The following is a 25,051-nucleotide window of genomic DNA, read 5'->3' on the forward strand; positions in this document are numbered from 1 at the left end:
TATTCACCCACTGAATCCGAAGTTATGATGAACGAGAACAACGATGTTTTTACGATGGAAGACGAGCCGATAGCCTCTGTGGTGCAGGATATGCGCAAAGGCTCGAAATGGCTGTCCGCCTTTCTGGAAAGTTACCGTCCTCTGCTGGACGGGGAACGTTACCTGACGGACGGCGAGGTGGCGGAACTGCTCCGCGTAAGCCGACGCACATTGCAGGAATACCGCAACAACCGCGTGTTGCCCTTCATACTTTTGGGAGGGAAGGTGCTTTACCCGGAAACGGGGCTGCGTGAAGTGCTGGAAGCAAATTACCGCAAGCCGCTGGAGTGAGCGCGGTTGGCAAGAAAAAAGGAAACGGGCGACACTTTTTGTGGTGCTGCCCGTTTCCTTGTCTTATGTGGTATGCGCAATCAGCAGTACCCGGCTTTTCCGTTCTGTATGAACATCACGTATGCCTGCCGTTTCTCTTTGGCGAGAGCTTTTCCCACCAGCCATGTGCGGAACAGGTGGGTGTTGTAGGTGTTCAGCCGGAAGGCGACGGGGATGATGATTTCAAGCGCGTACACATCTGCGTACAGTCCGTTTTCAAGTTGCATGTAGCGGCACACCTCGTAGTCGTTAAGCACGTCCGACTTGCGGATGGCTTTGATGGCGGCGTTCACTGCCGGGACGGTCGTATGGAACAGTCCGGCGATTTCGGTGGCGGTCATCCACACGTCGTTACCGGTTACGCTGACCGCCTTGTCCTCTATGATGATTATGTCACGTTTCATGGCTTCTCTTTTTTAGATGGTGCAACCTGCAAATTCCTCAACACTGTTCAACCTTGCGGCAAGGTTCTTCATGTCCTGATTGAGTTTTTCTTTGGTTATCTTCGCGTAAATCTGCGTCGTCTTTATGCTCTTGTGTCCGAGCATGGAGCTGACGGTTTCGATAGGTACGCCATTAGAGAGAAATACCGTCGTGGCTGCCGTGTGGCGGCTCTGATGCCACGTGATATGCTTGGTGATGCCGCAACGCTTGGCGACGGCACGGATACCGGCAAGGCACGTGTTATAATGCGGGACGGGGAATATCTTGCCGTTCTCGCACAGCCCACGGTATTTGCCGATTATGCGGTTGGCGATGTCAAGCAGGCGGATGTTGGACACCACGCCCGTTTTCTGGCGGTTGATGTTTATCCACTCGTGTTCGTCGAAGTAGGTGCGGATATTCTCTTCCGTGAGGTTGCGCATATCCGAGAACGACAACCCGGTGAAAGCGCAGAACAGGTAGAGGTCACGGTACAGTTCCTGTTTGGCGTTTTTCAGTTTCCCGTCCATCAGCAGGCGTATTTCCTCTTTGGTCAGAAAACTGCGTGTTGTTTCCTCCTTCTTGATTTCATACTCGCGGAACGGGTCGCGTGTCAGCCACTCGTTGTTGATGGCGATGAACACCATCGTCCGTAGCGGGCAGACGTACAGCCACACGGTATTGGTGCAGCAGTGTTTGTCCGTGCGCAGGAACATCTCGAAGTCGGAGATGAAAGCGGGGGTAAGCTCTTTCAGTGCGATGTCCTTCACATGGTAGCGGATGTCGAGGAACTCTTGCAGGTGCTTGTAAACGATACGGTACTTTTCCAGTGTACCTTTTGCTTTCATGCCTGCTTCCACCTGTTTCTCATAGTCCTCATTGTGACGACGGTACACCTGCATCAGCGTGTGGTAGCGGTGTTCCAGTCCGAGAAAAGCGTTCTTCACCTTCTCAGCCGTGACGAAGTTGTCACGTTCCATGATTTCCTGATAGTGCCTATTGATGCGCACCCGCATCTTGTCAAGCATACGGTTCGTTTCGAGTGCCGCCGCGCTTCTGCCTGTGACACGTCCACCTTTGGTGTCCCACAGTTTCGGATCGACTGTCAGCTTGCAGCTGAACTGCGTCTGGCTGCCGTCCACCGTGATGCGTCCCATGACGGGTACTGTCCCGTCCTTTTTCACTACCTGACGCTTGAGGTAATAGATTACTGAAAATGTACTCTTCATCGTCCTTAATTTTTTGGTTTCAAAATTAGTTGGTGAAGAGTCCGGTGTCGGTACGCAAAACGGGGAGGAACGGAGCAATCTTTTTCCGTAACCGAAATTTTTGCGTGAGTTATCGGTAACTCACTATTCCTTAACGTATTGTTTCGCTATCCGTACCCGTTTGTCGCATTTTCGGGCATGGTTACGAACAAGTAACGTTGCGGCGTCAGGATTTGGCTTCGGCAGGGATTGTAATGGCTTCACGAATTATCGCCACTTCAACTAAAACCCTTGTAACTCAATTCTATCACTATAACTTTCCGCATTTCACTTTTTTGTAGTAACTTTGTACCCCAATTATGAGTAGAATATTAGCAATAGATTATGGTAGGAAACGTACAGGGCTTGCTGTTAGCGATACAATGCAGATTATCGCAAATGGGCTGACAACTGTGCCTACGCATGAGTTACTGGACTTTATAGCAGGTTATGTACAAAAAGAACCGGTAGAACGTATCATTATTGGTTTGCCCAAACAGATGAATAATGAGGTTTCTGAAAATATGAAGTATATTGAACCTTTTGTCCGTTTGCTGAATAAAAAATTACCGGAAATGCCTGTTGAGTTTGTAGACGAACGTTTTACTTCTGTGTTGGCACACCGTACGATGCTGGAGGCCGGGTTGAAAAAGAAAGATCGTCAGAATAAGGCTTTGGTAGATGAAATCAGTGCTACTATTATCTTGCAAACATATCTCGAAAGTAAACGTTTTTAGTAAAGAGACAACCGTATAATATAAATAAGGAATAAGAAAGAAATATGATTTTACCAATTTACACATACGGCCAGCCTGTATTGAGAAAGGTGGCCGAAGATATTACGCCCGATTATCCGGAGCTGAAGAAACTGATAGAGAACATGTTTGAAACAATGGTTCATGCCGATGGGGTTGGTCTTGCTGCTCCTCAAATCGGACTCCCTATCCGGGTTGTAACCATAACATTGGATCCGTTATCAGAAGATTATCCGGAGTTTAAAGATTTTAATCGTGCTTATATTAATCCTCACATACTCGAAGTGGGAGGAGACGAAGTAGCAATGGAGGAGGGCTGCCTCAGCCTTCCGGGTATTCATGAAACAGTGAAAAGAGGAGACCGTATACATGTGAAGTATATGGACGAGAATTTCGTTGAACACGATGAGGTGGTAGAAGGCTATCTGGCTCGTGTGATGCAGCACGAGTTCGATCATCTGGATGGTAAAATGTTTATTGATCACATTTCTCCGCTTCGTAAACAGATGATAAAAGGAAAGCTGAATACAATGCTGAAAGGAAAAGCCCGTAGCTCATATAAGATGAAACAAGTGAAGTGAGGGGGATTTACGATTGGACGATTTGACGATTTACTATTTACGATTGATAAATGTTTTATTTATAAAAAAAAGTAACTTTAATCGTAAATTGTAAATCGTCAAATCGTAAATCTTCTTGGCTAAATACTCAAAAAATATAAAAAGTTAACCGATATCCCTGTTTAATAGCCGAAAAGCATTACTTTTGCTTCACTTATTAAGTAGTATTCAAAGGCCAATGATAAAAAAGATATTAGTAGCACTTATGCTACTGCCCACGCTGGTGTATGCTCAAATAAATACAGAGCGGGTAATGATGATTGCCCGTAATGCGCTTTATTTTGAAGACTATGTGCTTTCTATCCAATATTTTAATCAGGTAATCAATGCGAAACCCTATTTGTACGAGCCATATTTTTTCAGAGGCCTGGCTAAAATAAATCTGGATGACTTTCAGGGTGCGGAGGCTGATTGTGATAAAGCTATCGAGCGTAATCCTTTTGTAGTGGGAGCTTACCAGATTCGAGGGTTGGCCCGTATCCGGCAGAATAAGTATGGTGGTGCGATTGAAGATTATCAGAAAGCCCTGTTTTATGCCCCGGAGAATGTTACGTTGTGGCACAATCTGACTCTATGCCATATTCAGAAAAAAGATTATAAAGCTGCAGAAGAAGATTTGGGTAAATTATTGGCTATATCTCCCAAATATACACGAGCCTATCTTATGCGTGGTGAAGTGGCTTTAAAGCAGCAGGATACTATCAGGGCACTGAATGATTTTAATACAGCTATCGAACTGGATAAATATGATCCGGATGCATGGTCGTCACGGGCTATTGTACAGTTACAACAATCCAAGTATGCAGAGGCCGAATCCGATTTCAACCAGGCTATTCGCCTGAGTGCCCGGAATGCCGGGAATTATATTAATCGTGCTTTGGCTCGCTTCCATCAAAACAATCTGAGAGGGGCCATGAGCGACTATGACCTCGCTTTAGATATAGATCCAAACAATTTTATCGGGCATTATAACCGTGGTTTGCTGCGTGCACAAGTAGGAGATGATAACCGTGCTATTGAAGATTTTAACTTTGTGCTTGAAATAGAACCGGATAATATGATGGCTACCTTTAACCGTGGATTGTTGCGTGCACAAACGGGAGATTACCGGGGAGCGATCAAGGATTATACTACAGTTATTGATCAGTATCCTAACTTCCTGGCCGGTTATTATCAGCGTGCTGAAGCCAGAAAGAAAATAGGAGACCGTAAAGGAGCCGAAGCGGATGATTTCAAAATTATGAAGATGCAGCTCGATCGTCAGAATGGTGTGTCAAATAAAGATGTGGCACAAAATAATAAAGATGATAAGGCTGAGAATAATGAAGATGAGGAAGACGAAGGCAAGACACGTAAGAAGTCGGATAAAAATATGAATAACTATCGTAAGATAGTGATAGCAGACGATTCTGAACAGGAACGGCAGTACAAGAGCGATTACCGGGGCAGGGTACAGGATCGCAACGTGAATATCAAGCCCGAACCGATGTTTGCACTTACTTATTATGAGAAGATGAGTGATGTGAAGCGTTCCGTAAACTATCATACCTACATTGATGAACTGAACCAGACGGGTATATTCCCGAAGCGCCTGCGTCTCACTAATATGGAAGCGCCATTGACTGAAGAGCAGGTTAAGTTCCATTTTGCATTGATCGATGCTCATACTTCTGCCATTGTGGAAGATGAGAAGAGTGCTGCGAAACGTTTTGCCCGTGCGCTCGATTTTTATCTTGTACAAGATTTTACAAGTTCGGTTGACGACCTGACACAAGCCATCTTGCTGGATGATACATTCTTCCCTGCTTACTTTATGAGAGCTTTGGTGCGTTGTAAACAGTTGGAGTATCAAAAAGCCGAAGAAGCTACAAGTGCCAAACAGGGTATCGATTCGTCTCATAAGGAGATCGGCGCGGTAGATTATGATGCGGTAATAGCAGACTTAAACCGTGTGATTGCTTTGGCACCCGATTTCGTTTATGCTTACTACAATCGTGCCAATGTGTCGGCAATGTTGAAAGATTATCGTTCTGCATTGGTCGATTATGACAAAGCCATCGAGTTGAATCATGATTTTGCAGATGCGTATTATAACCGTGGATTGACCCATATTTTCCTGGGTAATAATAAGCAAGGTATTACAGATTTGAGTAAGGCAGGTGAACTGGGTATTGTTTCGGCATACAATATTATTAAACGTTTCACCGATCAGATGGAATAACATTTTTTTTATAAATAATAGAAAACTCAAAAAGATTTAGCTATTTTTGCACCAAAAAGTAAATATAAACTGCACCTTGGCATAAAAAATGAACGAGTTCATTTTATTCTGCTCTCGGTTTGCACTATCTTTGCGTGCTAAAAAGAAAAATATAACATCACATTATGATAAAGATAACATTTCCCGATGGCTCTGTTCGTGAATATAACGAGGGAGTGAACGGTTTGCAAATTGCAGAAAGTATCAGTTCGCGACTGGCACAGGACGTACTGGCTTGTGGCGTGAACGGTGAAATTTATGATTTAGGTCGCCCTATTAATGAAGATGCTTCTATCGTACTTTATAAGTGGGAGGACGAAGAAGGTAAACATGCCTTCTGGCATACAAGTGCTCACTTGCTGGCAGAAGCATTGCAGGAACTTTATCCAGGCATACAGTTTGGTATTGGGCCGGCTATTGAGAATGGTTTTTACTATGATGTTGATCCGGGTGAAGCTGTGATCAAGGAAGCTGATCTGCCGGTTATTGAAGCCAAAATGGCAGAGTTGGTGGCAAAGAAAGAGGCTGTGGTTCGTGCAGACATTGCAAAAAACGATGCTTTGAAAATGTTTGGTGATCGTGGTGAAACCTACAAATGCGAATTGATTTCCGAATTGGAAGACGGTCATATTACTACCTATACGCAAGGAGCTTTTACAGATCTTTGCCGTGGTCCTCACTTGCTGACAACCGCTCCGATCAAGGCTATCAAACTGACTTCTGTGGCAGGTGCATACTGGCGTGGTCATGAAGACCGTAAGATGCTGACTCGTATTTATGGTATTACTTTCCCGAAAAAGAAAATGCTGGATGAATACCTGACACTGATGGAAGAAGCTAAAAAGCGCGATCATCGTAAGATTGGTAAGGAAATGCAGCTCTTTATGTTCTCTGATACAGTGGGTAAGGGACTTCCGATGTGGTTGCCAAAGGGAACTGCACTTCGTTTGCGCCTGCAAGAGTTCTTGCGTCGTATCCAGACCCGTTATGATTATCAGGAAGTGATAACTCCGCCTATCGGTAATAAATTGTTGTATGTAACTTCCGGACACTATGCCAAATATGGTAAAGATGCTTTCCAACCGATACATACCCCTGAGGAAGGCGAAGAGTACTTCTTGAAACCAATGAACTGTCCGCATCATTGCGAGATTTATAAGAATTTCCCGCGTTCGTACAAAGACCTTCCTTTGCGTCTTGCAGAGTTTGGTACGGTATGCCGTTACGAACAAAGTGGTGAGCTTCACGGTTTGACTCGTGTACGTAGTTTCACACAGGATGATGCGCACATTTTCTGCCGTCCGGATCAGGTGAAGGGTGAATTCCTTCGCGTAATGGATATTATCTCCATTGTGTTCCGTTCGATGGACTTTACTAACTTTGAGGCTCAGATTTCTCTGCGTGATAAGGTTAATCGTGAGAAATATATCGGTAGTGATGAGAATTGGGAAAAGGCAGAGCAAGCCATCATTGAAGCCTGTGAAGAAAAAGGTTTGAAGGCTAAAATAGAATATGGAGAGGCTGCTTTCTATGGTCCTAAGCTTGACTTTATGGTGAAAGATGCCATCGGTCGTCGTTGGCAGTTGGGAACAATCCAGGTAGATTATAACCTGCCGGAGCGTTTTGAACTCGAATATATGGGATCTGATAATCAGAAACATCGTCCGGTGATGATTCATCGTGCTCCTTTCGGATCGATGGAACGCTTTGTGGCAGTGCTTATTGAGCATACAGCTGGTAAGTTCCCGTTGTGGCTGACACCCGATCAGGTAGTCATTCTGCCAATCAGTGAAAAGTTTAATGATTACGCAGAACAGGTAAAGATGTATCTGAGAACACACGAAGTCCGTGCGATTGTTGACGATCGTAATGAAAAGATTGGTCGTAAGATACGCGATAATGAAATGAAACGTATTCCTTACATGCTGATTGTGGGTGAGAAAGAGGCCGAAAACGGTGAAGTTTCAGTTCGCAGACAAGGTGAAGGCGATAAAGGGACTATGAAATTTGAAGAATTTGCTAAAATTTTGAACGAAGAAGTTCAGAATATGATAAATAAGTGGTAACTTTGCGCGCAATTAATAAATTAAAATAAATTGGTAGACAATAAAAAACAACAAGGAAGTAAACGTTATTTGATGAAGAATGACAGCTTAAAAGGGCAGTACAGAATCAATGAACAGATTCGAGCCAAAGAAGTACGCATCGTAAGCGATGATATAGAGCCTAAGGTATATCCTATTTTCCAGGCCTTGAAGATGGCTGAAGAAAAAGAACTTGACCTGGTGGAAATTTCACCTAATGCAGAACCCCCTGTTTGTCGTATTATTGACTACTCTAAATTTCTTTACCAGCAGAAGAAGCGTCAGAAGGAACAAAAGGCCAAGCAAGTGAAGGTGAACGTAAAAGAAATACGTTTCGGACCTCAGACAGATGACCATGATTATAACTTTAAGTTGAAGCATGCGAAAGGATTTCTGGAAGATGGTGACAAAGTGAAGGCTTATGTATTCTTTAAAGGACGTTCTATTCTTTTTAAAGAACAAGGTGAGGTGTTGTTATTGCGTTTTGCCAATGATCTGGAAGATTATGCAAAAGTAGATCAGTTGCCTGTTTTGGAAGGGAAGCGTATGATTATCCAGCTTTCTCCTAAAAAGAAGGAAGGGACTTCTAAAAAGCCTGCTGCTCCTAAGGTAGTTGCGCCCAAAGTTGCAGCTCCGAAAGCGAGCGAAGAGCCAACTGAAGAATAAGAAAGAAATGCGTAACGCGCCAGGTATAGTGCGTTGCCATATAATTTAATAATTTAAAATCAAGTAAGATGCCAAAGATGAAGACTAACTCCGGTTCTAAAAAAAGGTTTACCCTTACCGGAACAGGTAAAATCAAAAGAAAGCACGCTTTTCACAGTCATATTTTGACTAAGAAAACTAAGAAGAGAAAAAGAAATCTGTGCTACTCTACAACTGTTGATGCAACAAATGTAAGCCAGGTTAAGGAGCTCTTAGCTATGAAGTAATCAAAAGCGTAAAAGTATTATTAAAGTATTAACCGAATGCATTAGCTTTAAGTTCGCTACGTGAAGTAACGGCGCTAACATTCAAAAAAGAGTAAAACTATGCCAAGATCAGTAAATCATGTTGCTTCAAAAGCAAGAAGAAAGAAAATTTTGAAATTGACCAGAGGTTACTTTGGTGCAAGAAAAAATGTTTGGACCGTAGCTAAAAACACTTGGGAGAAGGGTTTGACATACGCGTTCCGTGACCGTAGAAATAAGAAAAGAAACTTCCGCGCTCTCTGGATACAACGTATCAATGCTGCTGCACGTCTTGAAGGAATGTCATATTCTAAGTTGATGGGTGGTTTGCACAAAGCCGGTATCGAAATAAACCGCAAGGTTTTGGCTGATTTAGCAGTAAATCATCCGGAAGCTTTCAAGGCTGTAGTTGCTAAAGCAAAAGCTGCTTAAGTCACACAGTGTAAGAATTATAGGTGCCGGTTGCTGTAAAGCAACCGGCATTTTTCTTTTCCGGAACTCCCTCTGGATGGGAGGAAAAGTTACTTTGAGGGTAAACAAAAAGCGGCTTTTCCTTGTTTATATCATACAAAGTTGTTACATTTGTGTAGTTAAAATATTAGCCGTATCGACTTGATCGGGAAACTCTTCAAATTAATCTGATAAACCGAGAACGCTTCAGCTCTCAATGGCGGGCCACATCCTTCGGGACAGCTTAATGCCGGTGGATTACAAAGGGGGCGAGCACTCAAATCTTGTTCTATCAGAGTTTCATCACATCGTCGGTGCGGCTTTTTTATACCCCTCCTCTTTATGATATTTTATTTTTCTGGTACAGGAAACTCTAAGTGGATTGCAGAGCAGCTTGCTGGTGTGCTGAAAGAACAATTGATATTCATTCCGGAAGCTATGCGGAATGCAGTTACCCATTACGAGTTGGCCGATAAAGAGAAGGTCGGTTTTGTGTTTCCTATTTATTCCTGGGGGCCTCCTCCTATTGTTCTCCAATTCTTGCAGGGTTTATCTTTGTCTAATTATCATAGTCAGTATTTCTTTTTTGTGTGTTCGTGTGGTGATGATACCGGGTTGGCTCAGCAGGTGTTTTGCGACGCGGTGGCTGCGAAGAGATGGAGATGTGATGCGGGATTCTCGGTTACTATGCCTAATAATTATGTACTGCTTCCGGGGTTTGATGTAGACTCTAAGGAGGTGGAGAAGCGGAAGCTGGATGATGCTGTTCAAAGAGTGGCCGAAGTGGGAGAGATGATTGAGGAGAGAACTAAATCTTTTCAGTGTAACGAAGGGCGTTTTCCTTTTATCAAAACGAAGTTGATTAATCCTCTCTTTATCAAGAAGGGCATATCAGTAGGAAAATTTCATGTAACGGATGCTTGTATTGCCTGTAAGCGGTGTGAGAAGGTTTGTCCGATGTTGAATATCGTGATGGTGGGTTGGAAACCGGTTTGGGGAGCAGATTGTACTTCCTGCCTGGCTTGCTATCATGTATGTCCGCAGAAGGCTGTGCAGTATGGGAAAGCTACAAAGAAAAAGGGGCAATACTTTAATCCGAATGTAAAATGACTGACGGCGGCCGGATTTCTAAAATCCGAATATAAAGTGTTCCCTGTAGTTCGCGCTACAGGATTATCTGATTTTTATCTGGCAGTTTGATAAATCTTCGATGATGGCCAGGCTTTCTACACGTACACCTTGTTCTTCAAGTGTTTTCCGGCCATGTTGAAAGGCTTTCTCTATAATGAATCCCATTCCTACCAGATTGGCGCCCGATTGCTTGATCAGGTCCAGCACGCCGAGGGCGGCATTTCCATAGGCGAGAAAATCGTCGACAAAGAGCACATTGTCTTCGGGGGTGAGGAAATCGGAGCTGATAACTACTTCATAGTCACGATCTTTGGTGAAGGAGTGTACGGTGGTGCTCAATGCGTTCTGAATGGTTTTGGGCGATTTCTTTTTGGCAAATACAACGGGGAGGTCCATGAGATAGCCGGTCATGATGGCGGGGGCAATGCCGCTGGCTTCTATGGTCATGATTTTATTGACATTGGTGGCGGCGAAGCGGCGAACAAATTCTACTCCGATGGATTTCATTAATACAGGGTCCATCTGATGGTTGATGAAGCTGTCTACTTTGAGGATACCGCCTTCAAAGCATCTTCCGTCTTGCTGTATTCTTTTCTTTAATAATTGCATAATGAATAAGGAAAATGGGGACATATCAACGTGTCATTTGCTAAAGAAGTTGATATGCCAATGCGCCAATTCGGGGAGGGAGGGCCTCCTGATTGGCGCATTGGTGTATTTATTATATATTGTTTCTCAGGTCTTTTACCCTTACTGCTTTGCCTTCGCTTTGGGGGAGAGAGCCTTTTTTGACCAGTTTAAGTTTGGGGGTAACCAGTATTTCATCTTTAAGCTGGCGGGTGATTTCTTTGCGGATGCGCTCCAGTTCGATGTAGTTATCGGTAGAGAGATCGCTCAGTTCTACTTCGACGATCATTTCGTCTTGGTTGTTGACTGTCTCCAGGGTGATGAGGTAGTTGCTGCCCAATTGTGGGAATTGCACGAGTATCTTTTCCACCTGCATCGGGAAGATGTTGACTCCTTTGATGATGAACATGTCGTCACTGCGTCCTTTGATGCGGTCTATGCGCAGATGAGTGCGTCCGCAGGGGCATTTCCCGGGTAGGATGCGGGTGAGGTCGCGGGTACGGTAGCGGAGCAGGGGCATCATTTCGCGGTCGAGGGTGGTGAGTACAAGCTCTCCGATTTCTCCTTCCGGAACGGGTTCTCCTGTTTCGGGATCGATGATTTCTACAAAATAGCAGTCTTCCCAGAAGTGCATGCCGTTTTGTTCGGTGCACTCGAAGGCTACACCGGGACCGTTCATTTCTGTCATTCCGAAGCTGTTGTAGGCTTTGACGCCCAGCATGCGTTCTATTTTCCTCCGTTGTTCGTCTGTGTGAGGTTCGGCTCCGATGACGAGGGTTTTCAGGGTGGTGCCTGTGGGGTCTAGTCCTTCTTCCTGAAAGACTTCTGCCAGGCGTATGGCATAGCTGGGAATGGCATGTAAGGCGGTGGTTTTGAAGTCGTTGATGAATTTTATCTGCCGTTTGCTGTTGCCTGCGGCGGCTGGTACGGTGAGTGCCCCCAGGCGTTCGGCTCCGTACTGGAATCCGAGGCCACCGGTAAACATACCGTAACCGGAACTGTTTTGAAATACATCCGTTTTGCGGATGCCTACCATGTAGAGGCAACGGGCAACGAGGTTTGCCCAGGAGTCGAGGTCGTGCTGTGAATGTACGATGACGGTGGGGTTTCCGGTGGTTCCACTTGAGGAGTGGATGCGTACGCCATCTCTTTGCATGTTGCCGGCTACGAGTCCGAAGGGGTAGTAGGCGCGCATGTCGGTTTTGGTGGTGAAGGGTATTTTCCGGATGTCGTCCAGTGTCTGGATGGACTGGGCGGTGATGCCGTGTTCTTTAAAGACCTTTTGGTAATAAGGAGCATTTGCTGCTATTGAAACTGTTTTCCGGAGCCGTTGCAGTTGTAGTTCGTTCAGCTTTTCGCGGCTCATGGTTTCTATATCTTCTTCCCAGTATGTTGTATTCATGGTTTTTATTAATTGGAGCAATGGAGTTGATGTGCCAATTGTGCTGCGGTGGTTTGGACGCGGACAATTGGCACATTGTGTTGTATCACATTGGTGTTATTTGATTAATTTTTCGGCTATTTCCTTGCCGGCTTCCAGTGCCTGGAGGTTCATGTCTACGATGGCCTCTCCTTTGCGTTGGAATATCTCACGAATGCTGTCTTGTATTTTCTGGTAGTCGATGCCCAGGAATGGGATGGTGGCTCCCAGCAATACGATGTTGGCTACGCGTGCCGAGCCTACTTCTTTGGCTACTTTGTCTACATTGAGCACTACTTTGTGGGGGAGTTTGCCGATTTCGGCCAGTACGTCTTCCTGTGCGGGATAGTTGGGGATGTTGACGAACGGTGTTTCGTTGGTCACCAACCAGCCTTCGGGGCTGAGGTAGGGCAGGTACCGTAGTCCTTCCATGGGTTCGAGTGAGATGATGAGGTCGCACTTTCCGGAGGGGATGAGGTCTGACGCAATGGGTTGGTCGCTGATGCGGAGGTTGGATTGTACGTCTCCTCCGCGCTGGCTCATGCCGTGTACTTCGGCTTGCTTCATGTATAGCCCGTCTTTCAGGGCTGCCTTACCGATGACTGTGGCGATTGACAGAATGCCCTGTCCGCCTACTCCTGATAGTATGATGTCTTTTTTCATGGCTTACTTGTTTCTTTTTTTACGTGCTAATGTTTGGATACACTCTCTGCGGGGGATGATGACTGACACGCCGTGGTAGTTGAGTTCTTCGCGTAGGGTCTGTTTCATTTCTTCGTAGTTTTTTTTCAGCGGGGTCATCACACGGATGTGTGCGGGGTCAACTCCCAGTCCTGTGCAGATGGCTTCGATGCGTCCTGTTCCGGCAGAGTCTTGTCCACCGGTCATGGCGGTGGTTTCGTTGTCGGAGATGATGATGGTTACATCGGCATTTTCGTTGACGCAGTCCAGCAGTCCGGTCATGCCGGAGTGCGTGAAGGTGGAGTCGCCGATAACGGCTACGGCGGGGTAAAGTCCTCCGTCGGCAGCACCTTTGGCCATGGTGATGGAGGCGCCCATGTCTACGCAGGAGTTGATGGCGTTGAAGGGTGCGTTGGCTCCCAGTGTGTAGCAGCCGATGTCGCTGAATACTTTGTGTGTGGGGTATTCTTCGGTCAGCACCTGGGTGAGTGTGATGTACATGTCACGGTGTCCGCAACCTTCACACAGGGCGGGTGGGCGCATTTCGACTACGGAGGGTACGCTGAATTCGGATTTGTTTTCTTTGCCCACGGCACGTGCCACGGAGTCTGGGTTCAGTTCTCCATCTTGTGAGAGTGTGCCGTCGAGGCGTCCTTTTACTTTGAGTCCGATGCCCAGATAGCCTTTGAGTTGTTTTTCGACGAAAGGCTGGCCGTCTTCGAGGACGAGTATTTCGTCACAGGCTTCTATGAGCTGCATCAGTTGTTTTTTGGGGAGTGGGTATTGGCCTATTTTGAGTACGGGGTATTCGCAACCTTCCGGATAGTTTTCCATGAGGTAGTTGTAGCCGATACCGCAGGCGATGATGCCCAGTTTTTTGTTGGGGCCGTCGGTGTATTTGTTGTAGGGTGATGCTTCGGAAGCGCGGATAAATTCGTCCTGGCGGGCCAGCAGTGCTTTGTAGCGTTTGCGTGCATTGCCGGGCAGGAGGATAAACTGGCGGGGATCTTCGGCAAAGGCGATTTCGTTTTGTGGTTTTTGCGGTTTCTGTTCTACGCCGGAACGTGAGTGTGCCAGGCGGGTTACCATGCGCAGCAACAGGGGTTCGCCGGTTTTTTCGGAGAATTCAAATCCATTGTACACCATGTCGTAGGCTTCCTGCTGGTTGCTGGGTTCGTACATCGGGATGAGCGAGAAGTCGCCATAGAAGCGGCTGTCTTGTTCGTTCTGTGAGGAGTGCATGCTGGGATCGTCGGCGGCTACTACGATCAGGCCACCTTTTACGCCGGTGATGGCTGAGTTGATGAAGCAGTCGGCAGCTACGTTCATGCCTACGTGTTTCATGCAGACGAGTGCGCGTTTGCCAACGAAGGACATGCCCAAGGCGGCCTCCATGGCTGTTTTTTCGTTGGCTGCCCAGCGGTTGTGTATGTTTCTTTCACTCGTAATGGGAGACATCTGGATGTATTCCGTTATCTCGGTTGAAGGGGTGCCCGGATAGGCGTACGCGCCTGAGAGTCCGGCATCCAGTGCAGCTTGTGCAATGGCTTCGTCGCCAAGTAAGAGTTGCTTGCTCATATCTTTGTTTTTTAATTAGTGTTAGTCACGGTTATTTTTATTTAGTAGTCAGGTAGTTAAGTAAGTAGTAAAGCGAGTAGTTAAGTAGTTAAGCAGTCAAGTAGTTAAGTAGAAATGTTTCATTTTATCTATTCTACTTGCTACTTGACTACTTGACTACTTAACTACTTACTTTACTACTCGCTTGCCTACTTCTAGTCTTTGGCAAAGATACATTTTTACGGTCATTTTATCACAGAATTACTTGAAAATCTTTCTTTCGTTCAGTGCTTTCCAGTATTTTCTGGCATTTGCCATGTGGTCGGTATAGTTGGATGCAAAGTTGTGGGTGCCCGAGAAATCTTCTTTGGCACACATGTACAGGTAGTTGTGGCGGGTGTAGTTGAGCACGCTGTCTATGCCTTTGGCTGAGGGGATGCGTATCGGTCCGGGAGGGAGCCCGGTGTTGGTATAGGTGTTGTAGGGCGATTCTACGCGCAGGTTTTCGTTGGAGATTCTTCTCAGTCCGAAGTCTTGCAGGGCAAATTTGATGGTAGGGTCTGCCTGAAGGGGCATTCCGGTGTGCAGGCGGTTGATGTAGAGTCCGGCTACGGTGGGTTTTTCGGCGTTGTTGTTCGTCTCTTCTTCCACAATGGAGGCGAGGGTGCACACCTCTTCGGGGCTCATGCCGATGGCCTGGGCTTTGGCGAGGCGTTCGGCGTTCCAGAATTTCCGGTGTTCCTTCTGCATGCGTTCAAAGAAATCGTCGGCGCTCATGTCCCAGTACACTTGGTAGGTTTCGGGGATGAAGAGGCAGGGCATGGTTTCGGGGTTGTAACCCAGTTGCTGCTGGAAGGCGGGGTCGAAAAGGGGGGCAGCTATTTCGGCAGAGTCTATCATGAGTTGGCGGGCTACGCTGCGTGCCAGGCGGTCGAGGGTACGAACGCTGCCGATGGTGAGGTTGATGGGCTCCTGATAGCCGCGGGAGAGGCGGCTGTAGACGTGGTAGGCGTTGTCGCCGGGGCGAATGGGGTATCGTCCGGTGTGGATTGTTTTTTCGAGTTGCCGGTATTTGGCCAGCCAGCGGAATCCGGTGAGGGTGGTGGGATGGCCGTAGGTTTTCACCTTATTATATATGGAGTCGGCTGTGTCGTCGCGGTCGATGTATACGTAGACGGTGCGGGCCGGATGAAACTGTGGATACAGAAGGTAATAATAAACGATTCCGGCAGCTGTTGCGCAGGCGATAAGGAGGATGGCCAGGAGGCTGATGAGGATTTTTTTCTTTTTCTTTTCCATAGGGAATGTTGACGTTATAAAAACGGGTCAAAGGTAACAAGAATCCGAGTAATTCCGGAGGTTTTGCAGGGGAAATATTTGGAGGGGAGGAGCGGAATTTGTAGAAAATAGGCAAGGCGTTGGCTGCATGGAGGGAAGGCGTTGGCTAGATGGAGGCAAGGCGTTGACGTTTTCACCACGGAGGACACAGAGTTTTTTAGATCTTTGATGAAACGCAGATAAATAATGAGCATATTGGCAAATTATTCATACTTCACCACAGAGTGACACAGAGTTCTTTAATCTTTATTGAAACGCAGATAAACGCAGATTTTCGCAAAGGGGAACAAATGTATGATAAAGAACTACAGTCTTTTAATCTGCGTTTTATCAGATAAATACCACTCTGTGGAACTCTGTGTTACTCTGTGGTGAAATACTATTTATTTTTTCCCTTTTGCGAAAATCTGCGTTTATCCGCGTTTCATCAAAGATCTAAAAAACTCTGTGTCCTCCGTGTCCTCTGTGGTGAAATACACTTGAAACTATTTCCACAGCCTGATATCCGCTTTTGCCTCTATGCTATCTTCCAGTTCATCGGGTAGCGGGGCAAAGAAGTCCATCCCCGTCAGCGTTTCGATGCTATCTACGCTTACGACGTAGGTGCCCAGAGGTTCTACCGAACGTTCATTGTCGAAAAGGAAGCCGATGGCCCGGGGATTGTCGACGAAAGGCGAGAGAATCACTTTGAAGAATTTCTGTGGCACAACCACTCGGTTTTTCCCTATTTTCTGTGCAGAATCCTCTACGATGGGGCCGCAGATGATAATGATGGCACTGTCGGCTATGGCCCAGTCGCGTATCTTTTCTTCGAGGTCTTTCCATTTCCGCCTGTTCAGTTCGGGGTGTTGCGGGCACATGTTGCTGAAGTAAAACGACTCCTTCATGGCCGTTACGCTCCATTTCATATCGGCAGCCGGGGCCATGTGCCCCTTGTCGTAGCCAGAGCGGGTGTAATCTGCATTGGTGGCGATGCCCCCCTTCACCTGTGGGTCGGCAATGAAGCGGTCGGTTCTTTGGGCGTTGCCCTGCGTTTCCTGGCGGGTAAGTTCGTAAGTTACCCAGTTGGGCAGTCGCAGGTTTTCATTATAAGATACGGTATATCCGGTGTGACGGATGATCTGTCCCTTTCTGGGGGCGGTCATTACCGGGATTTCCAGTTCCTCGGCTGTGGGGATTTTCTGCTTCTGGGGAATTGAAGCTTTTGAATCTTTATTTAAAGAAGCTTCTGTTTTTTTACCAATAGGTTCTGGTAAGTCTTTGTAGATAGCTCTTTGGGGGTTATTTACTGCGACAATAGGTTGTAGCGTTTTATTATTGTCGTTGTCTTTTGCTTCAGATTGTTGTATGTAGAGATACAGTCCATAAAAAAGTGGTATTAAAGCGATGAAAATGATGATGCAGCCTAACTTGAGTTTGTTCTGAGGCTTTCTTTTTTTTAAGGATTTTCTTCCACTCACGATATAATATTTAAGAATTATATATCCTGTCTCTATTTAAAAAAAAGAGACAGTTAGAAATAAACAAAGCGCTGACTATATTTTTATAATCAGCGCTTTTATAAATGAGCCGCTAGCCAGACTTGAACTGGCGACCTACGCGTTACGAATGCGTTGCTCTACCAACTGAGCTATAGCGGCAGGACTCGTTTACGGCGTGCAAAATTACAGCTTTATTTGAAAAAACAAAAAGAAAGCTAATCTTTTTTTGATAATAATTATTATAGTGTATTTGTAGTCACTATAAAATCTGGTTTCGGCGATTAGTTTTACATTTCTAATATCGATAAAATATAGGTAGAAGGGAGGAAGTTAATGGGAAAATTTGGTATAAACAGGGCTATGTAGATAAAATAGAATTTACAATATTATGAAATATAGGAGAGCAATAAGACTTAATGTTAAATGTCAAAGAAAATATTTGTTTTGCTAACTCAGAAAAAAAAGCTGATATAAAAATAACTGAAAGATAGTGATTGTATGGAAGATTTAAGTTGCCTAACAATTGTTTTACTTTAATATAATGTTGATTTTCTGTGGATTGATAGTTGCTAGAAAAAGACTTTTATCTTTATGGATCAAGATTTCATTATGTACTATTTTTGGACATATTTACTCGTTTTAGGTATTTTCAGAAACTTCGGAATGAAATAAATGTATATTATGAAAATAATGTATTATATTTGCGCCCGATTTAAAGAAGAAACTCAAAAAAAGATTTATCAGAATATCTTATGCGTAGATTTATCACACTGTTCTTTTTAACGTTTACTTTGACTGGGGCAGTAATGGCACAAATGTCCGATGATCAAGTAATTCAGTATGTGAAAGATGGACAAAAATCGGGAAAGAGTCAAAAGCAGCTTATAACAGAATTGACTGCACGAGGCGTAACCAAACAACAGGCTGAACGAATAAAAGAACGATACGAAGAGGGCCAAGGAGCCGATGTTGCCGTTGTAGATCAAAGTGTTGCATCACAACAAAGAGAAAGGAGGCAGGATGCTTCTGATGAAGTGACAGCCGGAACATTTGATGTTATTAGTACAGAAGTGAGTGACCCTACTACTGAAGGTACAGCTGCTGCAGCTCGTTTGGTGTTTGGTCGCAATATCTTTAATAGCCGGAATTTGACATTTGAACCTAATGTCAATATGGCTACTCCGCCTAATTATCGTTTGGGTCCCGGCGATGAAGTTATTATTGATGTATGGGGAGCCAATGAGGCCAGTATGCGAAAGACCATTTCTCCGGAGGGAAATATAATGGTTAATCTGTTAGGTCCGGTTTATTTGAATGGGATGACCGTTGCAGAAGCAAACAGCTTTCTCAAAAAAGAATTCAGCAAGATTTATTCACAGGTATCAGGTACCAATCCGGAATCTGAAGTACGACTGACGTTAGGACAGATACGCTCCATTCAAATTAATGTAATGGGTGAAGTTGCTGTCCCGGGTACTTATATGCTATCCTCTTTATCTACGGTATTTCATGCGTTGTATCGTGCGGGAGGGGTCAACAATATCGGTAGTTTGCGTAGCATCAGAGTGATGCGTGGCAGTAACTGCATTGCCGATCTGGATGTATACGATTATATTTTAAAAGGAAAATTGTTAGATGATATTCGCCTGATGGAAGGGGATGTGATCATCGTTCCTCCTTATGAGAAGTTGGTTGATATATCGGGTAAGGTGAAACGTCCGATGTATTATGAAATGAAGAAGAACGAAACACTTGCTACTTTGATAAAGTATGCTGGTGGGTTCTCTGGTGATGCTTATACAAAAGGAGTCCGTCTGGTACGGCAGAGTGGACGTGAATACAAGCTGTTCAATATCGACGAAATGGATTATTCCGTATTTCATTTAGACGATGGTGACGCAGTGACTGTAGGTTCGATTCTGGATCGTTTTGAGAATCGTGTTGAAGTTCGCGGAGCTGTTTACCGTAGTGGTATGTATGAGCTAAGTGGTAATATGAATACGGTGAAACAGCTGATCCAGAAAGCAGAAGGTTTGAAAGGTGATGCATTTTTGAATCGTGCACAATTATTCCGTGAACATGAAGATTTGACATTAGAAGTTATATCTATTGATTTGAAAGGTATGATGAATGGTTCGGTGGCCGATATTCCTCTTATTAAGAATGATGTATTGGTAATCCCCAGTATCCATGAACTTCAGGAGCGTGGAGCATTTACGATTGGAGGACAGGTTGCGCGTCCCGGTACATATCCTTATGCAGAAAATACTACTTTGGAGGATCTTATTATACAAGCAGGTGGTTTGCTGGAAGCTGCATCTACAGTTAAAGTAGATATCTCCCGTCGTTTGAAAGATCCTAAGGGAATGACGTCTACCAGCCGTTTGGGTGAGGTATATACTTTCTCTGTAAAAGATGGCTATGTTGTTGACGGAACTCCCGGATTTGTGTTGGAGCCTTATGACGAAGTTATAGTACGTCGTAGTCCTGCTTATCAGGTGCAGCGTAAAGTCAGCGTTTCGGGTGAAGTTGTTTTTGATGGTGGATATACCCTGTTGAAGAAGAGTGAGCGCTTATCTGACTTGGTAGCCCGTTCGGGTGGTTTGACTGCTGATGCTTATGCAAAAGGGGCTCGTCTTATTCGTCGGATGAATGATGAAGAACGTGCTCTTCGCAGTGCTACTTTGCGTATGGCTATTCATAGTAGCGGTAAAGATTCCGTAGCTTTGGGAAGTCTGGCACTAAGCGAACAATATACGGTAGGTATTGAACTGGATAAAGCATTACAGAATCCGGGTTCTGATTATGATATGGTATTACGTGAGGGAGATCAGTTGATAATACCGGAATACTTGAGTACAGTCCGCATTAATGGTGAGGTGATGTATCCCAATACCGTATTATATAAGAAAGGAGCTAAGTTAGGACATTATATTGATCAGGCAGGTGGTTATGGAGCCCGAGCCAAGAAGAGTAAGGCTTATATTGTATATATGAATGGTACGGTGTCAAGGGTGAAACGTTTGCGTAAAGCGAAAGTAGAGCCGGGATGTGAAATTATTATTCCGACGAAACGTGAACGTAAGCGTGTGGATATTGCACAGATTATCGGCTTGACTACCTCGGCTGCTTCAATCGGTACAATGGCAGCTACGGTTGCAAATTTATTGAAGAAATAATATAAAAAAACCGTGGATAACATGAACGAAGAATTTGATAAAAATAAAATACCTCAGCCTGTTGAGGAGCAGGAAATAGATTTGATAGAGTTGGCCAAAAAGGTTTGGGCTAACCGTAAATTGGTTTTCAAAACTTGTGGAATTGCTGTAATAGTAGCACTTGTAGTTGCTTTTAGTATCCCTAAAGAGTATGCTACCAGTGTGACACTTGCTCCTGAGACAACAGGAAAATCAACAGGTGGGAGCATGGGAGCCCTGGCTGCCATGGCAGGTGTTAACTTGGGTAATTCCGGAGGTGATGATGCTCTTTTTCCAGAGTTATATCCGGATATTGTAAGTTCAACCCCTTTTCTGACGGAGTTGTTTGATGTAAAGGTAGAAGATCAAAAAGGTGAGTTAAAGATTCGGCTATACGACTATCTGGACGAACATCAGAGAAGTCCGTGGTGGGGGGCTATCGTGTCTGCGCCGTTTAAAGCTTTGGGGTGGGTGGTTTCTCTGTTTAAAGATGAGCCTACCGGGCAGGGAGATGGTAAAGTTAATCCATTTATGTTAACTAAAGATGAGGCTGCTATTGCCGATGCTTTGAGTAAGCGCATTTCTGTGTCTGTAGACAAAAAGACTGGAGTGACTACCCTGTCTGTTACTATGCAGGATCCGTTAATATCAGCTGCATTGACTGATACTGTGATGCGCCGTTTGCAGAATTATATTACAGATTATCGTACCAACAAGGCACGGCATGACCTGAAGTTTGCTGAAAAATTATATGATGAAGCCAAGGCTAACTATTATGCAGCACAACAAAAGTATGCCCGGTATGCCGATGGTAATCAGAATATCGTTTTGCATAGTGTTCGTACAGAACAAGAGCGTTTGCAGAATGAGATGAGCCTTGCTTATGGGGTATACAATCAGGTTGCTCAGCAATTGCAGATGGCCAAGGCTAAAGTACAGGAGATTACTCCTGTATATACAGTAGTACAACCAGCGACGGTGCCTTTAAAGCCCGCTAAACCAAATAAAATCATGATTCTTATTGGCTTTGTATTTCTGGCAGGCGTTGGTAGTGTGGGATGGATTCTTTTTGTTAAAGACTTATTAAAGGGATGGAAACAACAAACAGAGAAATAGAAGGAAAAACTTCTTGCTGGTATGCTGTCTATACAGCTGGCAGAGCGGAAAAAAAAGTGAAAGAACGGCTCGATAAAGCTGGCATTGAAAGCTATTTGCCGCTTCAGTCTGTAATTCGTTTGTGGAACAATCGTAAGAGAAAGGTAATGATTCCTGTTGTTCCGGGTTATATCTTTGTGCATCTGTCGGTGGGCGATGTTGCTAAGGTTAAAAGTGTAAAAGGAGTCTCTTTCCTGTTACGCGAAGAAGGGCGTTATGTCTCTATTCCGGAATGTCAGATGGAGGTCTTTCGTTCGATGGTAGAGAATACAGGTGAATTTATTGAATTTGCTGAAGAACTGACTCCGGGGATAACGGTTCGGGTAACTCGGGGCCAACTGGAAGGGGCGACCGGTGAGTTGCTTGATTGTCAGGGTAAGAATAAGTTAATGCTTCGTATTGCGGGGTTGGGATGTGCATTGGTCACTGTTGCTTCGGATGCTATTGAGAAAGTGAGGTAAGCATTATGAAGTTAATTACTGAAACTCTGCTGAACACGGTATCCGGACAGGCTAAGGAGAATCCGCGTCTGCGTATGAATTATAATTTCCATGAATCTATGGATGCACCGATTCATCGTATGCTAAATGCGCTGGAACCCGATACATATTTACCTCCGCATCGTCATAAGAATCCAGATAAAGAAGAAATATACCTTGTTCTCCGCGGTAGCTTGCTTGCCATTCTGTTTGATGAAGAAGGAAATGTGACAGAGAAGGTAAACCTGAATCCGGAAAAGGGTATGTATGGAATAGAGATTCCACCTTGTACATGGCACTGTATTGTAGTGCTTGAACCTGGTACGGTGATATATGAAATAAAGCAGGGGCCTTATGCTCCATTGACTCCTGAAAACATGGCTCCTTGGGCACCAGATGTGACCGATGAGGAAGGTATAAAAGCTTTTATGAAGCGGATGTCCGAGGTTTAATCCTCGAACATTCTGCTTCGTGCAAGCATGCAAGCTCCTACTATTCCGGCTTTGTCTTTCAGCTTTGAAGTGAGAATAACCGAATCTTTATTCACCAGGTTGAGAGAATATTTTCGAATCGCAGTTTTTATCGGTTGTGTGATATAATCTCCGGTAAGTGACAGAGTTCCTCCGATAATTACCAGTTCCGGATTGAAGATATTGATAAGTCCGGCAATTTGCTTTCCTAACTTTTGACCAATTTCTTCTACTATTTCGATACAAAGGACATCTTCCTTATTGACAGCTGCAATGATCTCGTCCAGGGTGATAGGATCTTCTGATGAAATGCGGTCGGACAAGATGGAGTTCTCTCCGTTTCTAATACGCTCCAGTAATATGCGATGTAGTGCCGAACCTGATGCTTCAGTTTCGATGCATCCTTTTTTCCCACAGTGGCAAATGATTTCGTTTTCATAAGCACTTACGTGTCCGAACTCACCCGAGAATCCCGATTTTCCGGTGTATATTCTTCCGTCAATGATGATCCCTATACCCAGTCCCCAGCTGACATTGACGAATATAATATTCTTTTCTCCCTTTACGCATCCCTGCATATACTCTCCGTAAGTCATGGCGCGCGTATCATTGTCTATTGTTACTTTATAGCCAAGCTTTTCTGTCAAGACATCCGCCAACGGGCGTTCTTCAAAATTGAACTGACTGAAACTATAACCCGATTCCGGATTTACCCGCCCTGATACATTTACATTGATATTTAATATTTTCTCTTTATTGATATTGAGTTTTTTTATAAAGTTTGCTATGAGTTTGCACAGTTCATTCAGTCCTTCTATTGAATTTTCAAATTGATAGGGGATATTCATTTTGAGTTCCATCATATCTCCTTTAAAGTTGATAAGTCCGATATTGATGGCAAACTTCTTGATATCTACTCCGATGAAGTAGCCGGATTCCGGATTGAGTCCGTACAGATTGGGGTGTCTTCCACCACTTGTTTCCAGCTTACCATAGTCGTTGATATATCCGTCTTCACACATTTCATCTATGAATTTGGTAACGGTTGGTACGCTCAAATCCATCTCTTTTGAGAGGTCGGTAATGGTTGAACTACCGTTGTATATATAATGTGTAATAATTCTCTTCTTCACAAGGGCATTTTTGGAGCCCATTTCTATTTCTTTAAGCAGATTATGTTTCATATATGCCATGTTAGTGGTTAATGCTGAACAAATATACAAGTATTTTAAATATTTCGTTTCGTTTTGCATCTTTAATTTATTAATATTCTTTCTTTATTGGTTTATATAAGGAGATATAATAAATAATATAACTTTTGTACAGGTATAATAATAAAATAATTTAGAAATATGCTTGCTGTTAATTAAGAAGTTTTTATATTTGCAGCATGAATGTTTAAATAAATTGTTTGATATATGAAAACTGTATACTTATGGAAAAGATTATTGGATTGATTGATGCCCCTTTTACTCCTTTTTATGAGGATGGGGAAGTAAATTATGAGCCGATTGCAGCCTATGCCGCTATGTTAGCAAAGAATGGTTTGAAAGGTGTTTTTATCAACGGTTCTTCCGGCGAAGGCTATATGCTGACGGAAGAAGAACGCATGAAGCTGGCCGAACGTTGGATTGAAGTAGCTCCCGAAGGCTTCAAAGTGATTGTTCATGTGGGCAGTACTTGTGTGAAGTCGAGCCGGCGTCTGGCAGAACATGCACAAAAGATAGGTGCATGGGGAATTGGTGCAATGGCTCCTCCTTTTCCTAAGGTAGGTCGCGTAGAAGAGTTGGTGAAATATTGTGAAGAGATTGCTTGTGGTGCCCCCAATCTGCCTTTCTACTTTTATCATATTCCTGCTTTTAACGGCGCCTTTCTGTCTATGGTAACTTTCCTTGAAGCGGTAGACGGACGTATCCCCAACTTTGCAGGTATTAAGTATACGTACGAGAGTTTGTATGAGTATAACCAATGTCGTCTTTACAAGAACGGTAAATTTGATATGTTACATGGACAGGATGAAACGATTCTTCCTTGTCTGGCTATGGGAGGTGCTCAGGGAGGAATTGGTGGTACTACCAATTACAATGGTTGCAACCTGGTTGGTATTATCGACGCATGGAATGCAGGTGACTTGGAGAAAGCACGCGAACTTCAGAACTTCTCTCAAGAGGTTATCAATGTGATTTGTCACTATCGGGGCAATATTGTTGGTGGTAAAAGAATAATGAAATTGATAGGTCTGGATCTTGGCAAGAACCGTACTCCGTTCCAGAATATGACTGATGAAGAAGAAGCACGTTTGAAAGCTGAGTTAGAGGCCATTCACTTCTTTGAGCGTTGCAATAAATTTTAAATTT

23 protein-coding genes and 1 tRNA gene are annotated in these 25,051 nt (G+C 44.3%); 14 read left to right on the top strand and 10 right to left on the bottom strand.

What is annotated here, in order from left to right; translation table 11 throughout:
* Positions 1 to 24 precede the first annotated feature (24 nt).
* The gene (locus tag K8P02_RS05175; RefSeq protein WP_004348476.1) at positions 25 to 330 is read left to right on the top strand and encodes a helix-turn-helix domain-containing protein; all 306 of its coding nucleotides are present in this window, start codon (positions 25 to 27) and stop codon (positions 328 to 330) included.
* Between the two features lie 80 nt (positions 331 to 410).
* Here K8P02_RS05175 and K8P02_RS05180 read toward each other — a convergent pair whose 3' ends face one another.
* Together K8P02_RS05180 and K8P02_RS05185 are read right to left on the bottom strand one after the other, a co-directional pair.
* Positions 411 to 773: a hypothetical protein gene (locus K8P02_RS05180; RefSeq protein WP_004348477.1), complete on the bottom strand. Its 363-nt coding sequence runs from the start codon at positions 771 to 773 to the stop codon at positions 411 to 413.
* A 12-nt stretch (positions 774 to 785) separates the two neighbouring features.
* A complete protein-coding gene (locus K8P02_RS05185; protein ID WP_004348478.1) occupies positions 786 to 2,021 on the bottom strand; it encodes a site-specific integrase in 1,236 nt (411 codons plus the stop codon).
* A gap of 338 nt (positions 2,022 to 2,359) precedes the next feature.
* Between K8P02_RS05185 and ruvX the strand changes: the two genes are divergently transcribed.
* From ruvX to K8P02_RS05225, 8 genes are all read left to right on the top strand, one after another.
* Positions 2,360 to 2,776, top strand: a complete 417-nt coding sequence (gene ruvX, locus K8P02_RS05190; RefSeq protein WP_007485023.1) for a Holliday junction resolvase RuvX — start codon at positions 2,360 to 2,362, stop codon at positions 2,774 to 2,776.
* Positions 2,777 to 2,820: 44 nt separating this feature from the next.
* The gene (gene def / locus K8P02_RS05195) at positions 2,821 to 3,375 is read left to right on the top strand and encodes a peptide deformylase (RefSeq protein ID WP_002561643.1); all 555 of its coding nucleotides are present in this window, start codon (positions 2,821 to 2,823) and stop codon (positions 3,373 to 3,375) included.
* 217 nt (positions 3,376 to 3,592) lie between these two features.
* Positions 3,593 to 5,635: a tetratricopeptide repeat protein gene (locus K8P02_RS05200; RefSeq protein WP_007485024.1), complete on the top strand. Its 2,043-nt coding sequence runs from the start codon at positions 3,593 to 3,595 to the stop codon at positions 5,633 to 5,635.
* Positions 5,636 to 5,799: 164 nt separating this feature from the next.
* The gene (gene thrS, locus K8P02_RS05205; RefSeq protein WP_007485025.1) at positions 5,800 to 7,740 is read left to right on the top strand and encodes a threonine--tRNA ligase; all 1,941 of its coding nucleotides are present in this window, start codon (positions 5,800 to 5,802) and stop codon (positions 7,738 to 7,740) included.
* A gap of 72 nt (positions 7,741 to 7,812) precedes the next feature.
* Positions 7,813 to 8,424 carry a translation initiation factor IF-3 gene (gene infC / locus K8P02_RS05210; RefSeq protein ID WP_007485026.1) on the top strand — a complete coding sequence of 204 codons (612 nt, stop codon included), beginning with the start codon at positions 7,813 to 7,815 and terminating at the stop codon, positions 8,422 to 8,424.
* A 68-nt stretch (positions 8,425 to 8,492) separates the two neighbouring features.
* The gene (gene rpmI, locus K8P02_RS05215; RefSeq protein ID WP_002561639.1) at positions 8,493 to 8,690 is read left to right on the top strand and encodes a 50S ribosomal protein L35; all 198 of its coding nucleotides are present in this window, start codon (positions 8,493 to 8,495) and stop codon (positions 8,688 to 8,690) included.
* Between the two features lie 99 nt (positions 8,691 to 8,789).
* Positions 8,790 to 9,140 carry a 50S ribosomal protein L20 gene (rplT, locus tag K8P02_RS05220; RefSeq protein WP_002561638.1) on the top strand — a complete coding sequence of 117 codons (351 nt, stop codon included), beginning with the start codon at positions 8,790 to 8,792 and terminating at the stop codon, positions 9,138 to 9,140.
* Between the two features lie 360 nt (positions 9,141 to 9,500).
* A complete protein-coding gene (locus K8P02_RS05225) occupies positions 9,501 to 10,268 on the top strand; it encodes an EFR1 family ferrodoxin (protein WP_002561637.1) in 768 nt (255 codons plus the stop codon).
* Positions 10,269 to 10,331: 63 nt separating this feature from the next.
* Here K8P02_RS05225 and xpt read toward each other — a convergent pair whose 3' ends face one another.
* The 7 genes from xpt to K8P02_RS05260 form a co-directional block, all read right to left on the bottom strand.
* On the bottom strand, positions 10,332 to 10,898 hold the full coding sequence (xpt, locus tag K8P02_RS05230; protein WP_025867916.1) for a xanthine phosphoribosyltransferase: 567 nt from the start codon (positions 10,896 to 10,898) through the stop codon (positions 10,332 to 10,334).
* 112 nt (positions 10,899 to 11,010) lie between these two features.
* Positions 11,011 to 12,318 carry a phenylacetate--CoA ligase gene (locus K8P02_RS05235; protein ID WP_002561635.1) on the bottom strand — a complete coding sequence of 436 codons (1,308 nt, stop codon included), beginning with the start codon at positions 12,316 to 12,318 and terminating at the stop codon, positions 11,011 to 11,013.
* 96 nt (positions 12,319 to 12,414) lie between these two features.
* The gene (locus K8P02_RS05240; RefSeq protein WP_002561634.1) at positions 12,415 to 12,999 is read right to left on the bottom strand and encodes an indolepyruvate oxidoreductase subunit beta; all 585 of its coding nucleotides are present in this window, start codon (positions 12,997 to 12,999) and stop codon (positions 12,415 to 12,417) included.
* 3 nt (positions 13,000 to 13,002) lie between these two features.
* Positions 13,003 to 14,595 carry a thiamine pyrophosphate-dependent enzyme gene (locus K8P02_RS05245; RefSeq protein WP_223382083.1) on the bottom strand — a complete coding sequence of 531 codons (1,593 nt, stop codon included), beginning with the start codon at positions 14,593 to 14,595 and terminating at the stop codon, positions 13,003 to 13,005.
* Between the two features lie 240 nt (positions 14,596 to 14,835).
* Positions 14,836 to 15,873: an endolytic transglycosylase MltG gene (mltG, locus tag K8P02_RS05250; RefSeq protein WP_002561632.1), complete on the bottom strand. Its 1,038-nt coding sequence runs from the start codon at positions 15,871 to 15,873 to the stop codon at positions 14,836 to 14,838.
* Positions 15,874 to 16,397: 524 nt separating this feature from the next.
* A complete protein-coding gene (locus K8P02_RS05255; RefSeq protein ID WP_044158477.1) occupies positions 16,398 to 17,372 on the bottom strand; it encodes a DNA/RNA non-specific endonuclease in 975 nt (324 codons plus the stop codon).
* Between the two features lie 107 nt (positions 17,373 to 17,479).
* Positions 17,480 to 17,552: transfer RNA gene (locus K8P02_RS05260), tRNA-Thr, on the bottom strand.
* Positions 17,553 to 18,145: 593 nt separating this feature from the next.
* Here K8P02_RS05260 and K8P02_RS05265 point away from each other — a divergent pair.
* Genes K8P02_RS05265 through K8P02_RS05280 form a run of 4 tightly spaced genes read left to right on the top strand, consistent with a single transcriptional unit; the run spans position 18,146 to position 22,676 of the window.
* Positions 18,146 to 20,572 (top strand): SLBB domain-containing protein, encoded by a 2,427-nt coding sequence (locus K8P02_RS05265; RefSeq protein WP_025867918.1) that lies wholly within the window; start codon positions 18,146 to 18,148, stop codon positions 20,570 to 20,572.
* A gap of 21 nt (positions 20,573 to 20,593) precedes the next feature.
* The gene (locus tag K8P02_RS05270) at positions 20,594 to 21,706 is read left to right on the top strand and encodes a Wzz/FepE/Etk N-terminal domain-containing protein (protein ID WP_007485038.1); all 1,113 of its coding nucleotides are present in this window, start codon (positions 20,594 to 20,596) and stop codon (positions 21,704 to 21,706) included.
* Positions 21,682 to 22,206: a UpxY family transcription antiterminator gene (locus K8P02_RS05275; protein WP_002560869.1), complete on the top strand. Its 525-nt coding sequence runs from the start codon at positions 21,682 to 21,684 to the stop codon at positions 22,204 to 22,206. The genes K8P02_RS05270 and K8P02_RS05275 overlap by 25 nt, the downstream gene beginning before the upstream one ends.
* Before the next feature lie 5 nt (positions 22,207 to 22,211).
* Complete coding sequence (locus K8P02_RS05280; RefSeq protein WP_002560868.1) at positions 22,212 to 22,676, top strand: WbuC family cupin fold metalloprotein; 465 nt, start codon at positions 22,212 to 22,214, stop codon at positions 22,674 to 22,676.
* Here the strand turns inward: K8P02_RS05280 and K8P02_RS05285 are convergent.
* Positions 22,673 to 23,878, bottom strand: coding sequence for an ROK family transcriptional regulator (locus K8P02_RS05285; RefSeq protein WP_044095313.1), 1,206 nt, complete (start codon positions 23,876 to 23,878; stop codon positions 22,673 to 22,675). The genes K8P02_RS05280 and K8P02_RS05285 overlap by 4 nt on opposite strands.
* Before the next feature lie 251 nt (positions 23,879 to 24,129).
* Here K8P02_RS05285 and K8P02_RS05290 point away from each other — a divergent pair, with 251 nt between their 5' ends.
* Positions 24,130 to 25,047: a dihydrodipicolinate synthase family protein gene (locus K8P02_RS05290; RefSeq protein ID WP_007485045.1), complete on the top strand. Its 918-nt coding sequence runs from the start codon at positions 24,130 to 24,132 to the stop codon at positions 25,045 to 25,047.
* The last annotated feature ends 4 nt before the right edge of the window (positions 25,048 to 25,051 follow it).

Origin of the sequence: Bacteroides nordii (genome assembly GCF_019930665.1) — a bacterium.
GTDB lineage: Bacteria > Bacteroidota > Bacteroidia > Bacteroidales > Bacteroidaceae > Bacteroides > Bacteroides nordii.